The organism is Micromonospora craterilacus (genome assembly GCF_003236315.1).
Taxonomy (GTDB): Bacteria; Actinomycetota; Actinomycetes; order Mycobacteriales; family Micromonosporaceae; genus Micromonospora; species Micromonospora craterilacus.
Genome location: NZ_POTY01000013.1, coordinates 1 through 18,264 on the forward strand (window position 1 = coordinate 1; position 18,264 = coordinate 18,264).

Annotated in this window: 15 protein-coding genes; 8 read left to right on the forward strand and 7 right to left on the reverse strand. The window is 70.7% G+C overall.

Going from position 1 to position 18,264, the window contains the following annotated elements:
* On the reverse strand, window positions 1-1,339 hold a 1,339-nt coding region (locus C1I95_RS03960), incomplete at its 3' end, for a cation:dicarboxylate symporter family transporter (protein ID WP_111212388.1).
* A 134-nt stretch (window positions 1,340-1,473) separates the two neighbouring features.
* Between C1I95_RS03960 and C1I95_RS03965 the strand changes: the two genes are divergently transcribed.
* Both C1I95_RS03965 and C1I95_RS03970 read left to right on the forward strand, forming a co-directional pair.
* On the forward strand, window positions 1,474-3,063 hold the full coding sequence (locus C1I95_RS03965; protein WP_111212428.1) for an ATP-binding protein: 1,590 nt from the start codon (window positions 1,474-1,476) through the stop codon (window positions 3,061-3,063).
* Complete coding sequence (locus C1I95_RS03970) at window positions 3,060-3,743, forward strand: response regulator (protein WP_111212389.1); 684 nt, start codon at window positions 3,060-3,062, stop codon at window positions 3,741-3,743. The genes C1I95_RS03965 and C1I95_RS03970 overlap by 4 nt, the downstream gene beginning before the upstream one ends.
* Before the next feature lie 33 nt (window positions 3,744-3,776).
* Here the strand turns inward: C1I95_RS03970 and dnaE are convergent, their stop codons facing one another.
* Both dnaE and C1I95_RS35675 read right to left on the reverse strand, forming a co-directional pair.
* Window positions 3,777-7,310 (reverse strand): DNA polymerase III subunit alpha, encoded by a 3,534-nt coding sequence (gene dnaE / locus C1I95_RS03975; RefSeq protein WP_111212390.1) that lies wholly within the window; start codon window positions 7,308-7,310, stop codon window positions 3,777-3,779.
* A gap of 106 nt (window positions 7,311-7,416) precedes the next feature.
* Complete coding sequence (locus C1I95_RS35675) at window positions 7,417-7,602, reverse strand: hypothetical protein (protein ID WP_199523595.1); 186 nt, start codon at window positions 7,600-7,602, stop codon at window positions 7,417-7,419.
* A 554-nt stretch (window positions 7,603-8,156) separates the two neighbouring features.
* Here C1I95_RS35675 and C1I95_RS03985 point away from each other — a divergent pair.
* Both C1I95_RS03985 and C1I95_RS03990 read left to right on the forward strand, forming a co-directional pair.
* Window positions 8,157-8,924, forward strand: coding sequence for a DUF5753 domain-containing protein (locus tag C1I95_RS03985; protein ID WP_111212391.1), 768 nt, complete (start codon window positions 8,157-8,159; stop codon window positions 8,922-8,924).
* The gene (locus C1I95_RS03990; protein ID WP_111212392.1) at window positions 8,915-9,115 is read left to right on the forward strand and encodes a DUF397 domain-containing protein; all 201 of its coding nucleotides are present in this window, start codon (window positions 8,915-8,917) and stop codon (window positions 9,113-9,115) included. Before C1I95_RS03985 ends, C1I95_RS03990 begins: the two co-directional genes overlap by 10 nt.
* Window positions 9,116-9,612: 497 nt before the next feature.
* Here the strand turns inward: C1I95_RS03990 and C1I95_RS03995 are convergent, their stop codons facing one another.
* The 3 genes from C1I95_RS03995 to C1I95_RS04005 all read right to left on the reverse strand — a co-directional run bounded on the left by C1I95_RS03995 (window position 9,613) and on the right by C1I95_RS04005 (window position 13,337).
* Window positions 9,613-10,875: an MFS transporter gene (locus C1I95_RS03995; protein WP_111212393.1), complete on the reverse strand. Its 1,263-nt coding sequence runs from the start codon at window positions 10,873-10,875 to the stop codon at window positions 9,613-9,615.
* Window positions 10,876-11,030: 155 nt separating this feature from the next.
* A complete protein-coding gene (locus C1I95_RS04000; protein WP_438941280.1) occupies window positions 11,031-12,611 on the reverse strand; it encodes an MDR family MFS transporter in 1,581 nt (526 codons plus the stop codon).
* Between the two features lie 111 nt (window positions 12,612-12,722).
* Window positions 12,723-13,337 carry an acyl-CoA-like ligand-binding transcription factor gene (locus tag C1I95_RS04005; RefSeq protein ID WP_111212395.1) on the reverse strand — a complete coding sequence of 205 codons (615 nt, stop codon included), beginning with the start codon at window positions 13,335-13,337 and terminating at the stop codon, window positions 12,723-12,725.
* 139 nt (window positions 13,338-13,476) lie between these two features.
* Between C1I95_RS04005 and C1I95_RS04010 the strand changes: the two genes are divergently transcribed.
* The 4 genes from C1I95_RS04010 to C1I95_RS04025 all read left to right on the forward strand — a co-directional run bounded on the left by C1I95_RS04010 (window position 13,477) and on the right by C1I95_RS04025 (window position 17,499).
* Window positions 13,477-13,818: a PadR family transcriptional regulator gene (locus C1I95_RS04010; protein ID WP_111212396.1), complete on the forward strand. Its 342-nt coding sequence runs from the start codon at window positions 13,477-13,479 to the stop codon at window positions 13,816-13,818.
* Window positions 13,815-14,759, forward strand: coding sequence for an HAAS signaling domain-containing protein (locus C1I95_RS04015; RefSeq protein WP_111212397.1), 945 nt, complete (start codon window positions 13,815-13,817; stop codon window positions 14,757-14,759). Before C1I95_RS04010 ends, C1I95_RS04015 begins: the two co-directional genes overlap by 4 nt.
* A gap of 168 nt (window positions 14,760-14,927) precedes the next feature.
* Window positions 14,928-15,524, forward strand: coding sequence for a LemA family protein (locus C1I95_RS04020; protein WP_199523596.1), 597 nt, complete (start codon window positions 14,928-14,930; stop codon window positions 15,522-15,524).
* A gap of 13 nt (window positions 15,525-15,537) precedes the next feature.
* A complete protein-coding gene (locus tag C1I95_RS04025; protein WP_111212398.1) occupies window positions 15,538-17,499 on the forward strand; it encodes a M48 family metallopeptidase in 1,962 nt (653 codons plus the stop codon).
* A 95-nt stretch (window positions 17,500-17,594) separates the two neighbouring features.
* Here C1I95_RS04025 and C1I95_RS04030 read toward each other — a convergent pair whose 3' ends face one another.
* Window positions 17,595-18,155: a GNAT family N-acetyltransferase gene (locus C1I95_RS04030; RefSeq protein ID WP_111212399.1), complete on the reverse strand. Its 561-nt coding sequence runs from the start codon at window positions 18,153-18,155 to the stop codon at window positions 17,595-17,597.
* Window positions 18,156-18,264: the final 109 nt, after the last annotated feature.

Below are 18,264 nucleotides of genomic sequence, written 5' to 3' on the forward strand. Positions count from 1 at the left end.
GGGTGGGGTCGGTGTCCTCGTCGAGCATGGTGGTTTCGTCGAAGGGGCGCTGGCCGGTGAGGACCGCGCGGGCCTGTTCGCGGTCGAACTCGCCGGTCCAGGTGCCGACCAGGACGGTGGCGACCGCGTTGCCGGCGAAGTTGGTCAGTGCCCGCGCCTCGGACATGAACCGGTCGATGCCGACGATCAGCCCGACCCCGTCGAGCAGGTCCGGTCGGTGCGACTGGAGGCCGCCGGCCAGGGTGGCGAGCCCGGCGCCGGTGACCCCGGCCGCCCCCTTGGACGCGATGATCATGAACAGCAGCAGGCCGACCTGCTCCCCGATCGACATCGGCTTGCCCATCGCGTCGGCCACGAACAGCGCCGCCATGGTCAGGTAGATCGCCGTGCCGTCCAAATTGAACGAGTAGCCGGTCGGCACGGTGATCCCGACGACCGGCTTGCTGATCCCGAAGTGCTCCATCTTGGCGATCAGCCGGGGCAGCGCCGACTCCGACGACGAGGTGGAGACGATGAGCAGGAACTCCCGCCCGAGGTAGCGGATGAGCGTGAAGATGTTCACCCGGGCGACGAGCCAGAGCAGCGCGCCGAGCACCACCACGACGAAGAGCAGGCAGGTGAGGTAGAAGCCGAGCATGATCTGGGCGAGGCTGGTCAACGCGTCGACGCCGGTCGCACCCACCACCGCCGCCATGGCCCCGAAGGCACCGATCGGGGCAACCCACATGATCATGGCGAGGACCTTGAAGACCAGCCGCTGGATGACGCCGATCGCGCGCAGCACCGGCTCACCTCGGGTACCGAGGCCCTGCACCGCGAAGCCGACCAGCAGCGCGACCAGCAGCGTCTGCAGCACCTCGCCCCCGGTGAGGGCAGAGAGCAGCGAGGTCGGGATGACACCGAGCAGGAAGTCGACCGTCCCGGCGCTCTCCCCACTGGCCGCGGCCTGGCCGGCACCGGCCGTGCCGGCGTCCAGGTTCAGGCCGGAACCGGGCTGGATGATGTTGCCGACCACCAGGCCGATGCCCAGCGCGACGGTCGACATGAGCAGGAAGTAGCCGAGCGCCAACCCGCCGACCTTGCCCACCTTCGCCGCCTGCCGGACGGAGCCGACACCGAGCACGATGGTGCAGAAGATCACCGGGCTGATCATCATCTTGATCAGGGCGATGAATCCGGTGCCGAGGGGCTTCAGCGTCGTACCGAACTCAGGGGCGGTGAGACCGACGACGACGCCGGCGATCGCGGCGCCGATCACCGCCAGGTAGAGGTAGCGGGTGGGGTCCCGACGCGCGGAGCGGGCCGGCGTCGCTGCGGTGGCGGGGGTGGTGGTGTCCATGCCGACAATGTGACCTGCGCCTCATCCAGCCACAGCCTTGTGGTCATACTGGTCATCCCCGCGACCCACGGGCGATACCGCTCCGACCCGCGCGCGACACTGGCCACCGACGCGGACGAGGAACGGGAGCGGTGGTGGCGGCGCGACGGCAGTGGAGCATTGCGGGGCAGCTCTTCGCCCTCCAGGCCACGGTGATCGTCCTGCTGGTGGCGGTGGCGGCGGGCGGAGCGTTCTGGCTGGCCCGTACGGACACCGAGCAGGCCGCCCGGGAGGAGGTGCTCGCGGTGGCGAAGACCGTGGCCGGCTCCCCCGACGTACGCGCCGCGCTGCGCTCGGCCGACCCGTCGGCCATCCTCCAGCCGTACGCCGAGGCGACCCGGGTGGAGACCGGCACGGACTTCGTGGTGGTGATGGCACCGGACCGGACCCGCTACTCCCATCCCAGCCCGGAACAGATCGGCCAGAAGTTCCTCGGCGAGATCGAACCCGCGTTGGCCGGCCGGGCCTTCACCACCACAAACGTCGGCACGCTCGGCGAGTCGGTGCGGGCGGTCGCCCCGATACGCGACGGCGACGGGCGGGTCGTCGGGCTGGTCTCGGTCGGCCTCACCACCCGGGTGATCAACCGGCGGTTGGAGAAGCAGGTGCCGCTGCTGCTCGGCGCCGCCGGACCGTCCCTCGCGGTCGCCGGCTTCGGGGCCTGGCTGCTCAACCGTCGCCTGCGCCGGCAGACCCGCGGCCTCGGACCGGCCCAGATGACCCGGATGTACGAGTACTACGACGCGGTCCTGCACTCGGTGCGGGAGGGGTTGGTGGTGCTCACCACCGATCGGCGGGTGGCGTTGGTCAACGACGAGGGCCGCCGGCTGCTCCGGCTGGGCGCGGAACCGGACCTGGTCGACCGGCCGGTGGCCGGGCTCGACCTGCCGCCCGCGGTGACCGACCTGCTGACCACCGGCCGGGACGCGTACGACGAGCCGGTGCTCGCCGGTGACCGGGTGCTGGTGGCCAACCAGCGCCAGGCACGCTTCGAGGGCGACCTCGTGGGTACCGTGTTGACCCTGCGGGACCAGACCGACCTGCGTGCCCTGACCAGCGAACTCGATTCGGTCCGGGCGTTGACCGACGCACTCCAGGCACAGATGCACGAGTCGGCGAATCGCCTGCACACGATGCTGACGCTGGTGGAACTGGGGCGTACCGCGGAGGCGGTGGAGCTGGCCACCCGCGACCTGGCGCTGGCGCAGCAGCTCACCGACCGGGTGGTCGGCGCGGTCGCCGATCCCGCGCTGGCGGCCCTGCTGCTCGGCAAGTCCGCCCAGGCCGCCGAACGCGGCGTCGACCTGGTGATCGAGCCGGAATGCCGGCTCGACAGCAGCCCGTTGCCCACCACCGACCTGCTCACCGTGGTCGGCAACCTGGTCGACAACGCCCTGGAGGCGGTCGCCGGTACCGCTCCGCCGCGCCGGGTCCAGGTCTTCGTCGGTGTGGTCGGCGGCGACCTGGTGGTCCGGGTCTCCGACAGCGGCCCGGGTTTGGCGGCTGACCGGGTGGCCGACGCGTTCCGCCGGGGCTGGTCGACCAAGAGCACCGGCCGCGGTCTCGGCCTGGCCCTGGTCGGTCAGGTGGTCGACCGCCACGGCGGTGACACCGAGGTGGGCCCCGCCGAGGGCGGCGGCACCCGGTTCGCCGTCCGGCTGCCGATCCCGGAGGAGGTCGGGTGACCGCGATCCGGGTGCTGGTGGTCGAGGACGAGCCGCTGCTGGCCGAGGCGCACCGGGCGTACGCCGAACGGGTGCCGGGCTTCGTGGTGGTCGACGTGGCGCACACCGCGCGGCAGGCGATGGCCGTGCTGCGCCGCAACGGCGGCGCGGACGTCGACCTGGTGCTGCTCGACTTCCGGCTGCCCGACCTGCCCGGGCTGGAGGTGTGCCGGGCGTTGCGGGCGGCCGGCAGCAACGTGGACGTGTTGGCCGTGACCTCCGCCCGCGACCTGGCCGCAGTCCGCACGGCGGTCGCTCTGGGGGTGACCCACTACCTGCTCAAGCCGTTCACCTTCGCGGCGTTCCGCGACAAACTGGAGCGGTACGCCGACTACCGGCGGCAGGCCCTCGCGGCCGGCGAGGTGGCCGCGCAGCACGAGGTGGACCGGATGTTCGCCACGCTGCGCGGCACCAGCGGGCAGACCCTGCCCAAGGGGCTGGACGAGCAGACGCTGCACTCGGTGCTCGGCGCGCTCACCACCGACGCGGGCCGCTCCGCGAACGAGGTGGCCCACCGGACCGGAGTTTCCCGGGTGACCGCCCGGCGGTATCTGGAGTACCTGGTGACGGTCGAGCGGGCCCGACGGACGCCGCGCTACGGTACGCCCGGCCGCCCGGAGATGGAGTACCGCGCGATCTGACCGGGCGCCGGGCGGTCCGACCGGCCGCCCGGATCAGCTGACGTTGGCCGGGCCGAAGACGCTCTTCAGGTCGGCCATCAGGGCGGTGGTCGCCGCCACCCGCACCGGACCGAGCCGCCAGGTGGTGGTCCGGCTGCCGTTGAGCAGCTTGACGTGCACCTCGGCGTCGCCCGGGTGCAGCACCAGGGTCTCCTTGAGCCGTTCCACCAGCGGCGGGGTGCACCGGGTCACCGGGATGGTGAGGGTGACCGGCTTGTTGGCCGCACTGGTGCTGACGTCGGGCAGCGACATGTCCATCGCCATGATGCGGGGGGTGTCGTCGCGCCGGTCGACCCGCCCCTTGACCACCACGATCGCGTCCTCGGCGATGTACTGCCCGATCACCTCGTAGGTGTTCGGGAAGAACAGGGTCTCCACCCCACCGGCCAGGTCCTCCAGGGTGGCCGAAGCCCACGCCCGGCCCTGCTTGGTGACCCGCCGCTGCACGCCGGAGAGGATGCCGGCGAGGGTGACCACCGCGCCGTCGGGCACGGTGCCCTCCTCGGACAGGGCGGCGATGGTGCAGTCGGCCGCCGCGCCGAGGACGTGTTCCAGGCCGAACAGCGGGTGGTCGGAGACGTACAGACCGAGCATCTCGCGTTCGAAGGCGAGCTTGTCCCGCTTGTCCCACTCCCCCTCGCCGATGGTCGGCATGACGGTGCTGTTGGACGCGGTCTCGGTCTCGCCGAAGCCCGCGCCGAACAGGTCGTACTGACCGACGGCCTCCTTGCGTTTGACGTCGGCGTACGCGTCGATGGCGTCGGCGTGCACCGCAAGCAGCCCCTTGCGGGGGTGTCGCATCACGTCGAAGGCGCCGGCCTTGATCAGGGATTCGATGGTCTTCTTGTTGCAGACCACCGCGTCCACCTTGGACAGGAAGTCGTAGAAGTCGGCGTACTCGCCCTTCTCGTCGCGGCACCGCATGATCGCGGCGACCACGTTCGCGCCGACGTTGCGGATCGCGCCGAGACCGAAGCGGATCTCCTTGCCGACCGGGGTGAACGGCCCGGCCGAGGTGTTCACGTCCGGCGGCAGCACCTGGATGCCCATCCGCCGGCACTCCGACAGGTACATGGCCATCTTGTCCTTGTCGTCGCCGACCGAGGTCAGCAGCGCCGCCATGTACTCGGCCGGGTAGTGCGCCTTCAGGTACGCCGTCCAGTACGACACCAGCCCGTACGCGGCCGAGTGCGCCTTGTTGAAGGCGTACCCGGCGAACGGGACCAGCACGTCCCAGACCTTCTGGATGGCCTCGTCGGAGTAGCCGTGTTCGCGGCAGCCGTCCCGGAACGGGCCGAACTCCTTGTCGAGGATCTCCTTCTTCTTCTTGCCCATCGCCCGGCGCAGCAGGTCGGCCTGGCCGAGCGTGTATCCGGCGAGGATCTGCGCGGCGCGCTGCACCTGCTCCTGGTAGACGATCAGGCCGTAGGTGGGGGCGAGGATCTCCCGCAGCGGTTCCTCCAGCTCCGGGTGGATCGGGGTGATCTCCTGGAGCTTGTTCTTGCGCAACGCGTAGTTGGTGTGCGAATCCACGCCCATCGGGCCGGGACGGTACAGAGCGAGGACGGCCGAGATGTCCTCGAAGTTGTCCGGCTTCATCATCCGCAGCAGGGACCGCATCGGCCCGCCGTCGAGCTGGAACACGCCCAGGGTGTCGCCCCGGGACAGCAGCTCGTACGCGGGCTTGTCGTCCAGCGGCAACGCCAGCAGGTCCAGCTCCTTGCCGTGGTTGAGCTGGATGTTCTTCACCGCGTCATCGATGATGGTCAGGTTGCGCAGGCCGAGGAAGTCCATCTTCAACAGCCCGAGCGACTCGCACGTCGGGTAGTCGAACTGGGTGATGATGACCCCGTCGGAGTCCCGGCGCATCAGCGGGATGTGCTCGATGATCGGCTCGGCGGACATGATCACGCCGGCGGCGTGCACACCGGTCTGCCGGATCAGCCCCTCGATGCCCCGGGCGGTGTCGATGACCTTCTTGACGTCGGCCTCGGACTCGTACATGCCCCGGATCTCGCCGGCCTCGGCGTACCGGGGGTGCTTCGGGTCGAAGATGCCTTCGAGGGGGATGTCCTTGCCCATCACGGCTGGCGGCATGGCCTTGGTGATCCGGTCGCCCACCGCGTACGGGTAGCCGAGCACCCGCGCCGAGTCCTTGATCGCGGCCTTCGCCTTGATGGTGCCGAAGGTGGCGATCTGCGCGACCTTGTCCTCGCCCCACTTGTCGGTGACGTATTTGATCACCTCACCGCGCCGACGCTCGTCGAAGTCGATGTCGACATCCGGCATGGAGACGCGCTCGGGGTTGAGGAACCGCTCGAAGATCAGCCCGTGCGGGATCGGGTCCAGGTCGGTGATGCCCAGGGCGTACGCGACCAGCGAACCGGCCGCCGAGCCACGGCCCGGACCGACCGCGATGCCCTGGTTCTTGGCCCACTGGATGAAGTCGGCGACCACGAGGAAGTACGACGGGAAGCCCATCTGGATGATGACGCCCAGTTCGTACTCGGCCTGCACCACGTGCCCCTCGGGGATGCCCTGCGGGTAGCGGCGGGCCAGGCCGGCGAAGGTCTCCTTGCGGAACCAGGACTCCTCGGTCTCCCCCTCGGGCACCGGGAAGCGCGGCATCAGGTTGTGGAACTCGAACATGCCGGCCGGGTCGACCCGCTCGGCCACCAGCAGCGTGTTGCGGCAGCCCTCCAGCCAGACGTCGGAGCCGTCCACGCCGCGCATCTCGTCGGCGGACTTGATGTAGTAGCCGCTGCCGCCGAACTTGAACCGGTTCGGATCGGCGACGTTGCTGCCGGTCTGCACGCACAGCAACACGTCGTGCGCCTCGGACTGCGCCTCGTGCGTGTAGTGCGAGTCGTTGGTGACCACCGGCCGGATGTCCAGCTTGCGGCCGATCTCCAGCAGCCCGTCCCGGACCCGCTTCTCGATGTCCAGGCCGTGGTCCATCAGCTCCAGGAAGTAGTTCTCCTTGCCGAAGATGTCCTGGTACTTCGCGGCGGCTTCGAGGGCCTGCGCGTCGTGGCCGAGCCGCAGCCGGGTCTGCACCTCGCCGGACGGGCAACCAGTGGTGGCCATCAGGCCGTCGGCGTACTCGGCGAGCAGTTCGGTGTCCATCCGGGGCCACTTGACGAAGTAGCCGTCGGTGTACGCCTTCGAGGTGAGCGTGAAGAGGTTGTGCAGACCGGTCTTGTTGCGCGCCCAGATCGTCTTGTGCGTGTAGCCACCGCTACCGGAGACGTCGTCGCTCTTCTGTTCCGGCCGACCCCAGCGCACCCGCTTCTTGTGGAACCGCGACTCCGGCGCCACGTACGCCTCGATGCCGAGGATCGGGGTGACGCCGGCCGCCATCGCCTGCTTGTAGAAGTCGTTCGCGCCGTGCATGTTGCCGTGGTCGGTCATCGCCACCGCCGGCATTCCCTGCCGCTTGACCTCGGCGAACAGGTCCTTGAGGCGGGCTGCTCCGTCGAGCATCGAATACTCCGTGTGCACGTGCAGATGCGCGAACGAATCGCCCATGCGGAGGCCCCCCGGGTCGGCTGATCGAGTCGGTCGACCCACCCTATCGCCGCCGCCGGAGCCGGCTCCAGCGTGCCGCGCGGCGACACCGACGAGGTGTCGCGGATCATGCGTACGCCGGCCGGAACGCGCGGCCGCCGGACGAACGTTCACTCGGCTTCACCACCTCCCGGCTGCCGGCGTGCCCGTACCGGCGGGAGATCCACCGCATGAAGCGGACATTCATCGCGGCCAGGTCGGGCGCGAGCCCAAGTTTGATCATGTCTTCTTCGGCTTCGCGCATCGCGGTCACCAGGTAGAAGATGAGGGCGAGAGTGTGGCCAGCGTACTCGCGGAGGAGCCCGAGCTTGGCGGGCTGGCACGGCCAGTGGGCACCGCACGCGCGACAGCGCCAGTGCGGTCGGCCCGGCAGGTGCGGGCGCGTCGTGCTCACCGCCGGCGCCGCCCTTCTGAATGTGCCGCGCGGGCCGCCTGGGCCGGCGTGAGGTTGCCAGCACGGCCCGGCCCTGGCACGAGAGGCGGCAGGATTACCCGACGCGGGTCGGGCATGATCGGGCGCAGGACGCGCGTCGGCTCGTTCCAGGCGAGCGGCACCTCCCCTGCCGATGCCTGCCGGGCGCTGCGCCAGAACCGGATCCGCACTGGCCGACCTCCTTCGCGGATGCTGGGAGGGGGCCGCCGCGGATGCTCGCCCAGAGCGGCCCCCAGTACGAACGCGGCCAGCGGGCTCCTGCACCTCCACCGGCTCACGCCGTCTACCAGCCACCATTCCGAGGGTTGCCGGACAATCACACAGCGTTGTCTAATCTCTTTCGGACAGTTGTTTTGTTCTGGGGAGGCGCAGGCATGAATCACGCATTTGTCGCCGCGCTCGCTGAGGCTGGTCACACCGCCGAGAGCCTGGCCGATCAGCTCCGTGTGCACCCGAAGACCGTGGCCCGATGGGCAAACCCCGGACACATCCCGCAGAGCCGCCATCGCGCCACCGTCGCAAACCTGCTCGGGAAAGATGTCGATGCTCTCTGGCCGGACACAATCAAGCGGCGAGAGCCGGTCTGGTTCCGGCCCTGGGTCGACATCGAACGCGAGGCGCTCACCCTGCGCGCCTTTCAGCTCGCCTGGATACCCGGCCTACTCCAGACCGATGCGTACGCGCGGGCGACGTTGGTGGGTGGAGTGCTTACGGCCAACGCAGTAGACGAGTTGGTCGCCGCACGAATCAGTCGACAGGCGATCCTCAGCCGCGAAGGCGGGCCGCTGCTTGTCGCCGTGCTGGACGAAGGCGTCCTCCGCAGGGCGGTGGGAGGGAGCCGAGCGCTCATGGCAGCCCAACTTGCGCACCTCCTCGCGTGCGCCGATCTGCCGAACGTGCAACTGCATGTCGTCCCGATCGACGCGCCTAGCTACCCGGGACTGGACGGGCCGTTCACCATCGCCGATATGCCCGGCGGCACTCGCGTCGCGCACGTCGACAGCCAGACGCAGGCGCAAATCGTGGACCAGGTATCGGAGATTGCTACGCTCGAACGGAGTTGGGAACGCATCCGGGGCGAGGCACTCCCTCGCGGGCGAACCCTGGACCTCCTGAAAGAAGCGGCACGATCATGGACCTGAGCGGCGCGCAGTGGCGGAAGAGCACCAGAAGTGGCGGCAATGGAGGTGACTGCGTCGAGGTCGCCGACAACCTGCCCGGCGTCGTCCTCGTCCGCGACACCAAGAACCGCGACGGTGGGACGCTGACCTTCGCGCCGACTTCCTGGGCGAACTTCGTCAGCTTGGCGAGGGTGATCGGTTCACGCCCCTGACCACGCAAAACAGAAGCCCCCGGCACAACTGGCCGGGGGCTTTCGCGTGCGCGTACGGCCGCCAGCTACGGACCCACGTGGACGGCCTGCAGCGTCGCCTCCTGGCGGGCCCACTCGTCGCCGCTGACGGTGTGCAGCACCTTCTCCCGGTGAACAACACCGCGACCAGAGCAAGGAACGCGATCGGCGCACCGCTCCAGGCGGGAGATCTTGGACAGTTACCGTTCTCGCGGAACGGAAACTGTCCAAGATCTGGACCAGGTGTAGTCGGAGATGCCGACAATCTGCCCAGCGTCGTCCTCGCTCCCCGCGACACAACGAGAACCGCGACGGCGGACGGCGACCTTCGCGCCGACTTCCTGGGCGGACTTCGTCAGCCTGACCAAGGAGACCGGCCCACGCGCCTGACCCACGCCATACGCACCACACCCGTCAAGGGCAGCCGTACACCCAGTATCTCGATGCCCCCGCTCCGAGCAGCCGCTCCATTTGATCGGTTAGCGCCGATCACCAGCGGCTTGCGTGCGGTCCTTGGGTTGTGCGGCACGCGGTGAGGACAGTCCGGGATCCTGGGTGGCTGCTGCGGCGGAACGCCGGCTGAGCAGGGCTGGTGCTGCGGCAAGGGTCGCCAGGACCGTGCCGAGGCCGGCCACCAGAAGGCTCGTGGCTCCGCCGAGGAGGACGACCGCCGGGCCGCCGAGCGCCGTACCCGAGAGATTGGCGCCGTTGAGGACTGCCGACGCGGACGCGAAGGCACGACCGCGTACCTCGGCGGGCACCTCGGCGTGGACGAGGTTCCTGATGGCCAGGCTCTGCATGGCGTTGGCGACCCCGGTGAGCACGAAGCCGACGAGCGCCACGGCCAGGACGGGGATGGTGGCGACCACCGTCAGCGCGAGGCCCATGAGGAGTCCGGCTCCCGCCAGTACGCGGGGCTGCGCGGCCACCGGCACGCGAGGTGCGAGGAGGACCGACGCCGCGACCATCCCGACGGCATGGGCCGTCACCACCAGCCCGTAGCCGATGTTCGTCGTGCCGAGGTCCTCGCGGGCGAAGAACACCCGGGCGACGCCCATGGTCGCGGTGAAGACGACGGCGGCGGCCAACGCCGAGATGGCGGTGGCCAGCAGGCGGTTGCGGCCGAGCACGGTGACGCCTTCCCGCACCTGCTGCGACCAGCGTGGGCGGGCGGCGGGGACTGGTTCCCGGCGTACCGCCACGACGGCGAGCACCACGGCCGTCAGCACGAACGTCCCCGCGTCGGCCAGCAGGGCGACCCGGCTGCCGAACGCTGCCACCAGCACCCCGGCCAGAGCCGGCCCGACGGCGTTCCCGACCGCCCGGAAGGCTTCCATGCGCCCGTACCCGTGGGCCACCCGCTCTTCGCCGGTGATTGCCGGCACCAGGAGCAACAGCGCCGGCGAGACGATGGCGAGCCCCGCACCCAGCGCCGCCACGAGCACCAGCGTGACGGCGACGTGGTCGGTGAGCGCGATCACCACCACGACGAGGGCCTGCGCCAGGGTGGCGACCATGATCAGGCGCCGGCTCTCCATGCGGTCGATCAGGGGCGCGGCGAGTGGACCGATCACCACGACCGGTAGCACCCCCGCCACGACCAGGGCGGATATCAGGATGCCCGAGGCGCCATGCTCGTAGAACCGCAGGGTCAACGCCACCAGCGCGATCTGGTCGCCCATCGAGGAGACCGCATAGGCGAGGGCGACCGCGGTGAGCGCTGGACCACCTCGACCCGACATACGGCGATGTTGGCACGGACGACGTCGGCAGTTCGCGGCGGCGGCGTTCGGCGTCAGGTGGAGCTATCCGCCTGCCTGCTGGGCGACGGGGGCAGGGCTCCTGGAACCGACGACGCGGGGCGCCCGGGTGGCCGGGTGCCCCGCGTCGGGTGCGGTCAGTGGGCGGAGGTCAGCGTGGCCTCCTGGCGGGCCCGCTCGTCGCCGCTGACGGTGTGCAGCGGCTTCTCCCGGATGAACAGCACCGTGAGCAGGGCGAGGAACGCGATCGGCGCGCCGATGAGGAACAGCTCCGAGGTGGCGGCGGCGTACGCGTCCTGCACGATCCGCAGCACCGGCTCGGGCAGCGCGGCCAGGTCGGGCACCTCGGTGGTACCGCCGTCGGTGGCTCCGGCGGCCGGTCCGAGCTGCTCGGTCATCAGTCTGGTGACCCGGTTGGCCAGCACGGCGCCGAGGGCGCTGACGCCGATCGCGCCGCCCATGCTGCGGAAGAAGGTCAGCACGGAGGTGGCCGCGCCCAGCTCGTGGGCGGGCACGTCGTTCTGTGCCGCCAGCACCAGGTTCTGCATGAGCATGCCGACGCCGATGCCGAGCACCGCCATGTAGCTGAACAGCAGCGGCATCGGGGTGCCGGCGTCGATGGTGCCCAGCAGCAGCATGCCGACGGTCATCACGGCGGCCCCGGCCACCAGGTACGCCTTCCACCGGCCGTACTTCGTGATGAGCTGGCCGGCGACCGTGGACGAGACCAGCAGGCCGAGGATCATCGGCAGGCTCATCAGGCCGGCGATGGTCGGCGACTTGCCCAGCGAGGTCTGGAAGTACTGGGACAGGAACACCGTGCCGCCGAAGAGGGCGACGCCGACCAGCACGCTGGCGATGGTGGTCAGCGCGACGGTGCGGCTGCGGAAGATCTTCAGCGGGATGATCGGCTCGGGCACCCGCGCCTCGACCCAGACGGCGGCCACCAGCAGCGCCAGGCCGCCGATGACCATCAGGGCGGTCCAGCCGGAGGCCCAGGCGAACTTGTGTCCGGCCAGCGACGACCAGACCAGCAGGGTGGACACCCCGGCGATGATCAGCGCCGCGCCGGCCCAGTCGATGCGTACCTTGCGGCGGATGACCGGCAGGTGCAGGGTGCGCTGGAGCAGGACGATCGACAGGATGCTGAACGGCACCCCGATCAGGAAGCACCAGCGCCAGCCCAGCCAGGAGGTGTCCACCAGGACGCCGCCGATGAGCGGGCCGGCGATGGTGCCGACGCCGAAGACGGCGCCGAAGATGCCGGCGTAGCGGCCCAGTTCGCGCGGCGGGATCATCGCCGCCATCACGATCATCGCCAGGGCGGTCATGCCGCCGGCGCCGATGCCCTGCACGACCCGGCTGAACAGCAGCACCTCGACGTTCGGGGTGAGCCCGGCGATCAGCGAGCCGACCACGAACAGGCCGAGGGAGAGCTGGATGAGCAGCTTCTTGCTGTAGAGGTCGGCCATCTTGCCCCACAGCGGCACGGTGGCGGTCATGGCCAGCAGTTCGGTGGTGACGATCCAGGTGTAGACGGTCTGGCTGCCGTGCAGGTCGGCGATGATGCGGGGCAGCGCGTTCGCCACCACGGTCGAGGCGAGAATCGCCACGAACATGCCCACCATCAGCCCCGAGAGGGCCTGGAGGACCTCCCGGCGGGACATCCGGTCGGCGGCCGCCTCGGGCGCGTCGATCGGCTCGGTCATTGCGGTCATGGAACGCATTCCTCACGGGTGGTTCTGCCCTCGGCGCGGTCGCGCCAGGGTTTGTGGGACGGAGTCGGTGGCGGTGGCGCGCGGCTCGGGTGGCCCCGAATCGCGCGGTGGTCAGCCGGTGCGGGGGTCGGGCAGGCCGGCGGCGACGGCGGCGAACGCCTCGTCGAGCAGCGCGCCGAGGGAGCGGCCGCCGTCGCTGGCCGCCCATCGGACCATCGCGGTACGCAGGGCCGCCCCGGCGACGGCCACGACGAGGGTGGGGTACGCGTCGTCGGGCGGCAGGCCGGTACGCGCGGCGACGGCCTCGACCAGCGCCTGTTCGGTGGCGGCGTTGCCGGAGACCAGGCGGGCCAGCAGCACGGGGTGCTGCATCACCACGCGCATCCGCAGCAGCCACAGCTCGGCGTCGCCCTGCACTTCGTCGACCACCTCGGCGAGGGCTCGCCGGAGCGCCTCCAGCGCGGGTTGCTCGGTGGGCACGGCGGCGAGGGCGCGCAGCACCCCGTCCCGGTCGGCCTCGGTGTCGCCCACCAGGGCGTCGTCCTTCGTCGGGAAGTAGTTGAAGAACGTCCGCGCGGAGACGTCGGCTGCCTCGCTGATCTCCTCGACCGTCACCTGGTCGAGGCCGCGTTCGGCGACCAGGCGCAGCGCGGCGGTGGCGAGGGCGGCGCGGGTCTGCCGCTTCTTCCGGTCCCGCCGGCCCAGCGTCGTGTCGTCCGAGGTCACGGAGGAACCCTAGGGCTAAAGGTGCAGTCTCTGCAAAGTTTTAGTCTGTGACGTGAAGCTCTGCGGCCGACACTATGTCGGGTGGCAGACACTATTGCGCGCTAGACAATAGTGTGTGGCGCACAGTATCGTGTGACACATGGGCAGCGACGACGTCCTCCGGACACACCTCCAGGAACTACGCCGCGGCACGGTGGTGGTGGCCAGCCTGGTCGCCCTGCGCCGACCCGACTACGGCTACGCACTGCTGCAACGGCTCACCGGGCACGGCTTCCCGGTCGACGCCAACACCCTCTACCCACTGCTGCGGCGGCTGGAGGAGCAAGGGCTCCTGACCAGTGAGTGGAACACCGAGGAGAGCCGGCCGCGCAAGTTCTACCGCACCAGCGAGGCCGGCGAGCAGGCACTCGACCGGATGCTCGACGACCTCGCCGCCGTACAGACCTCCCTGGCCACGTTGATCGAAGGAGCCCCCCGATGACGACCTCCCTGACCGATCGCTACCTCACCGCGACGCTGCGCTCCGTGCCGGCCCCCCGCCGCGAGGAGATCGCCACCGAGCTGCGCGCCTCGATCGCGGACATGATCGAGGGCCGGACCGCCGATGGGCAGGACGCCGCAGGGGCCGAACGCGAGGTGCTCAACGAGCTGGGCGACCCGGCCCAGCTCGCCGCCCGGTATGCCGACCGTCGTCTCCAGCTCATCGGCCCCGCCTACTACCTGGTCTGGCAGCGCCTGCTGATCGTGCTGCTCAGCATCGTCCCCGCCATCGTCGGCGTGGTGGTGGGGGTGGTCACCGCCACCACCAGCGACAACCCGGGCAATGCCATCGGCGCGGGCGTGAGCACGGCCTTCAACGTCGCGGTGCAGATCGCCTTCTGGGTGACGGCGGTCTTCGCGGTGATGGAACGGCTGGGCACCCCGCTGAACCTGCCTGAGTGGAACGTCGACCAACTCCCCGACGAGCCCGTCGAACGGGACATCAAGCTCATCGATGCCTGCGCCTCGATCGTGTTCCTGGTGCTGACCATCGCGTTCCTGCCGTGGCAACAGTTCCAGACGGTGATCGGCGACGGCGACCGGTTGCCGATCCTCGACCCGGCGCTCTGGGCGTCCTGGATTCCGGTGTTCCTCGCCGTCCTGGTCGCCAGCATCGGCCTGGAGATCGCCAAGTATCGGGCCCACCGGTGGACCTGGCCGCTGGTCGGTGTCAACGCCCTACTCAACCTGGCCTTCGCCGTGCCGGCGATCTGGCTGCTGCGGGACGACCGGCTGCTCAACCCCGCGTTCGTCGACCGGTTCGCCTGGCTGCGCGACGGCGGTCTCGACATCGTCGCCAGGATCAGCGTCGTAGTGATCATCGTGGTCACGGTCTGGGACGTGATCGACAGCGTGATCAAGGCGCGCCGGGCCGCGCGCTGACCGAGGCCGGCATCGTGGGCGGGACGCACGGGGGTCCCGCCCACGCCCCGCTGTCCGGCACCCCCGGCGGCGTACCCGACCTCGGGCGGCGTACCGAGGATGGGCAGGTCTGGACGGGTGAACGTACGATCGTCGGCGGCAGATCCGACGCCTAACGAGGGAGCGGCCGTGGAACTGATCATCGGATTGTTGTGTCTGGTGTTGATCGTCGTGGCGGTACTCGGCTTCGGCGTCTCGATCTACAACGGGCTGGTCCGGGCCCGCAACGGCTACCGCAACGCGTTCGCCCAGATCGACGTGCAACTGGTCCGCCGGCACGATCTCATCCCCAACCTGGTCGAGACCGCCAAGGGCTACCTCAAGCACGAGCGGGAGACGCTGGAGGCGGTGATCTCCGCCCGGACCGCCGCCGTCAACGCGCAGGCCGCCGCCGCGGCAGCCCCCGGCGACCCGGCCGCCATGCAGCAGCTCAGCGGCGCGGAGAACATGCTCACCGCCACGCTGGGCCGGCTGTTCGCGCTCTCCGAGGCGTACCCGGACCTCAAGGCCAACCAGAACATGATGCAGCTGTCGGAGGAACTGACCTCGACGGAGAACCGGGTCGCGTTCGCCCGGCAGGCGTACAACGACGCGGTGATGGCCTACAACAACAAGCGCGAGGTCTTCCCGTCCAGCATGGTCGCGGGGATGTTCTCGTTCGGGCCGGCGGCGCTGTTCCAGCCGGACGACCCGCAGCAGCGCCAGGCCCCGCAGGTCTCGTTCTGAGGCTCGAGCGCAGATGAACTTCTTCGAACGGCAGCGCCAGGTACGCCGGCTGTCGACCCGGCTGGTGCTGCTGTTCGTGCTGGCCGTGGTCGGCATCGTGGTGGTGGTGAACCTCGCGGCGGTGTTCGCGTTCAACGCCACCTCCGGCAACCCGCCACAGCTCGCCGGATTCGTGGCCCTGGTCACCGTGGCCACCGTCGTGGCGATCGGGCTGGCCGCGCTGGTGCGTACCCTGACGCTGCGCGGCGGGGGTGGGAAGGTGGCCCGTGAGCTGGGCGGGGTGCCGGTGCCGGCGGACACCACCGACCCGGAGCTGCGCCGGCTGCGCAACGTGGTCGAGGAGATGGCGCTGGCCTCCGGCGTACCCGTCCCCGAGGTCTACCTCCTGCCGGAGGAGACCGCGATCAACGCCTTCGCCGCCGGCTGGAGCCCGTCCGACGCCGCCGTCGCGGTCACCCGGGGCGCGTTGCAGCGGCTCAACCGCGACGAACTCCAGGGGGTCATCGCCCACGAGTTCGCCCACGTGGTGAACGGGGACATGCGACTCAACATTCGGCTGATGGGCCTGCTGTTCGGCATCCTGTTCCTGACCGTGATCGGCCGGGGGATGGCCCGCGTCGGCCTCCTCGGCGGCGGGCGGCAACGCAGCAACAACAACAGCGGCGGCGGCATCAACCCGCTGATGCTGGTGGGGCTGGCGCTGCTGGTGGCCGGGTACGTCGGGGTCCTCGCCGGGCGCCTCATCCAGGCCTCGGTGTCCCGCCAACGGGAGTACCTCGCCGACGCCTCGGCCGTGCAGTACACCCGCCAGACCCGGGGCATCGCCGGGGCGCTGAAGAAGATCGGCGGCCTGACCGACGGCTCCGAACTGAAGTCGCCGAAGCGCGACGAGGTGGGGCACATGCTCTTCGGCGAGGCGGCCCGGGCGTCCTGGTTCGCCACCCATCCCCCGCTGGCCGACCGGATCCGGGCACTGGAGCCGTCGTTCGATCCGGCCGAGCTGCAGCGACTGTCCCAGCAGTGGGCGGCGGCACCGCCGTCGGGCCGGCAGGAGGACGTCGCGCTCGGCCTGGCACCGCCCGCGCCCGGTCAGCCCGCGCCGCCGGTGTCCGGCCGGCCGGCGCTTCCGGAGCACGATGCCCGGGTACGCGTCGCGCCGACCGAGGTGCTGGGCCGGGTGGCCGCCCCGACCGAGACCGCCTACACCCACGCCGCGGCGATCCTCGACCGGATCCCGGACCCGCTGCTCGACCGGGCCCGCAACCGGGACGCGGCCGTACCGCTGCTGCTCGGCCTGCTGCTCAGCGCCGAACCGGAGATCCGGCAGCACCAGTACGCCGCGCTCGCCGACCGGCACGGCCGCGACCTGGCCGACGCCGCCCTGCGGGAGGCGGACGACCTGGCCGGGCTGCACCCCACGCTCCGGCTGCCGCTGGCCGAGCTGACCTTCCCGGCGCTGCGCGCCCGCCCGGGTCCGGAGCTGGAGTCGCTGATGGCGGCCGTGTTCACCCTGATCCACGCCGACGGCGCGATCGACGTGTCCGAGTACTGCCTCTCCCGGCTGCTGCTGGCCGAGCTTCAGGAGGCGCTACGGCCGGACTCCCGCTGGCGTACCGACCGGCGCTCGCTCACCGATGCCCGCTCGGCGGCGGCCTTCCTGCTGGCCACGCTCGCCCAGGTGGGTCACGCCGATCGGGCCGCCGCCGAACAGGCGTTCCAGGCCGGCATCGCCACGCTGCTGCCCGGCACCACCCTGCCGTACGCGCCGCCGGAGAACGGCGTGCTGGCCCTGGAGACCGCCTGGCCGGTGCTGGACGGGCTGCGCCCGGGCGACAAGGAACGGCTGGTGGCGGCCACCGTGGCGGTGATCAGCCACGACGGGATGATGACCGTGCCCGAGATCGAGCTGCTGCGGACGATCTGCGGTCTGCTGCACTGCCCGCTGCCGCCGATGGCCGGCCACGGCATCGGCTGACCACCGCCCGCCACGACTCGATCGCCGTGCCCGCCCGGTCGCCCCGGGCGGGCACCGGACGGTCAGCGGGCGGGCACCGGACGGTCAGCGGGCGGTCAGCGGGCCCGCCAGTCCCGGGCCAGCATCGCGTAGATCACCTCGTCGGCCCATTCGCCCTTGACGAACTCGTTCTCCCGCAGGTGTGCCTCGCGCCGCATCCCCAACCGTTCCAGGACCCGGGCCGAGGCGGTGTTCCGGGCGTCCAGCCGGCCGACCACGCGGTGCAGGTCGAACCGGTCGAAGGCGAGCGCCAGCATTGCCGTCGCCGCCTCGGTGGCGTACCCGTGCCCCCGGTGGTCGGGGTGCAGCAGGTAGCCGATCTCGCCCTGCCGGTGCTCCGGTTCGGCCCAGGCCAGCACCACGTCGCCGACGAGTTGCCCGGTCCGCCGCAGCACCGCCGCCAGTTGGATCGCGTCGCCCTTGTCCCGCAGGGCGGTCCGCTCCTGCCGCCGGGCCAGCACCGCCCGGGTGCCGTCGAGATCCGCCGGGGCCTCGCTGTAGAGGTAGCGGTGCGCGGCGGGATCGGCGAAGTAGCCGTGCAGGTCGGCCAGGTCCGACGGCCGGAACGGCCGCAGCTCCAGCCGCTCGGTCTTGAGCGGGAGGTCGGGCGTCAACACCAGGGCAGGGTACCCAGCACGGCCCACCAGCCGGACCGGGCCACGATGCGGGACTCCCCTGTGTCACTGGACACGTCGGGACGCCGCCACCCCGAGTTGCCGTTAGGGC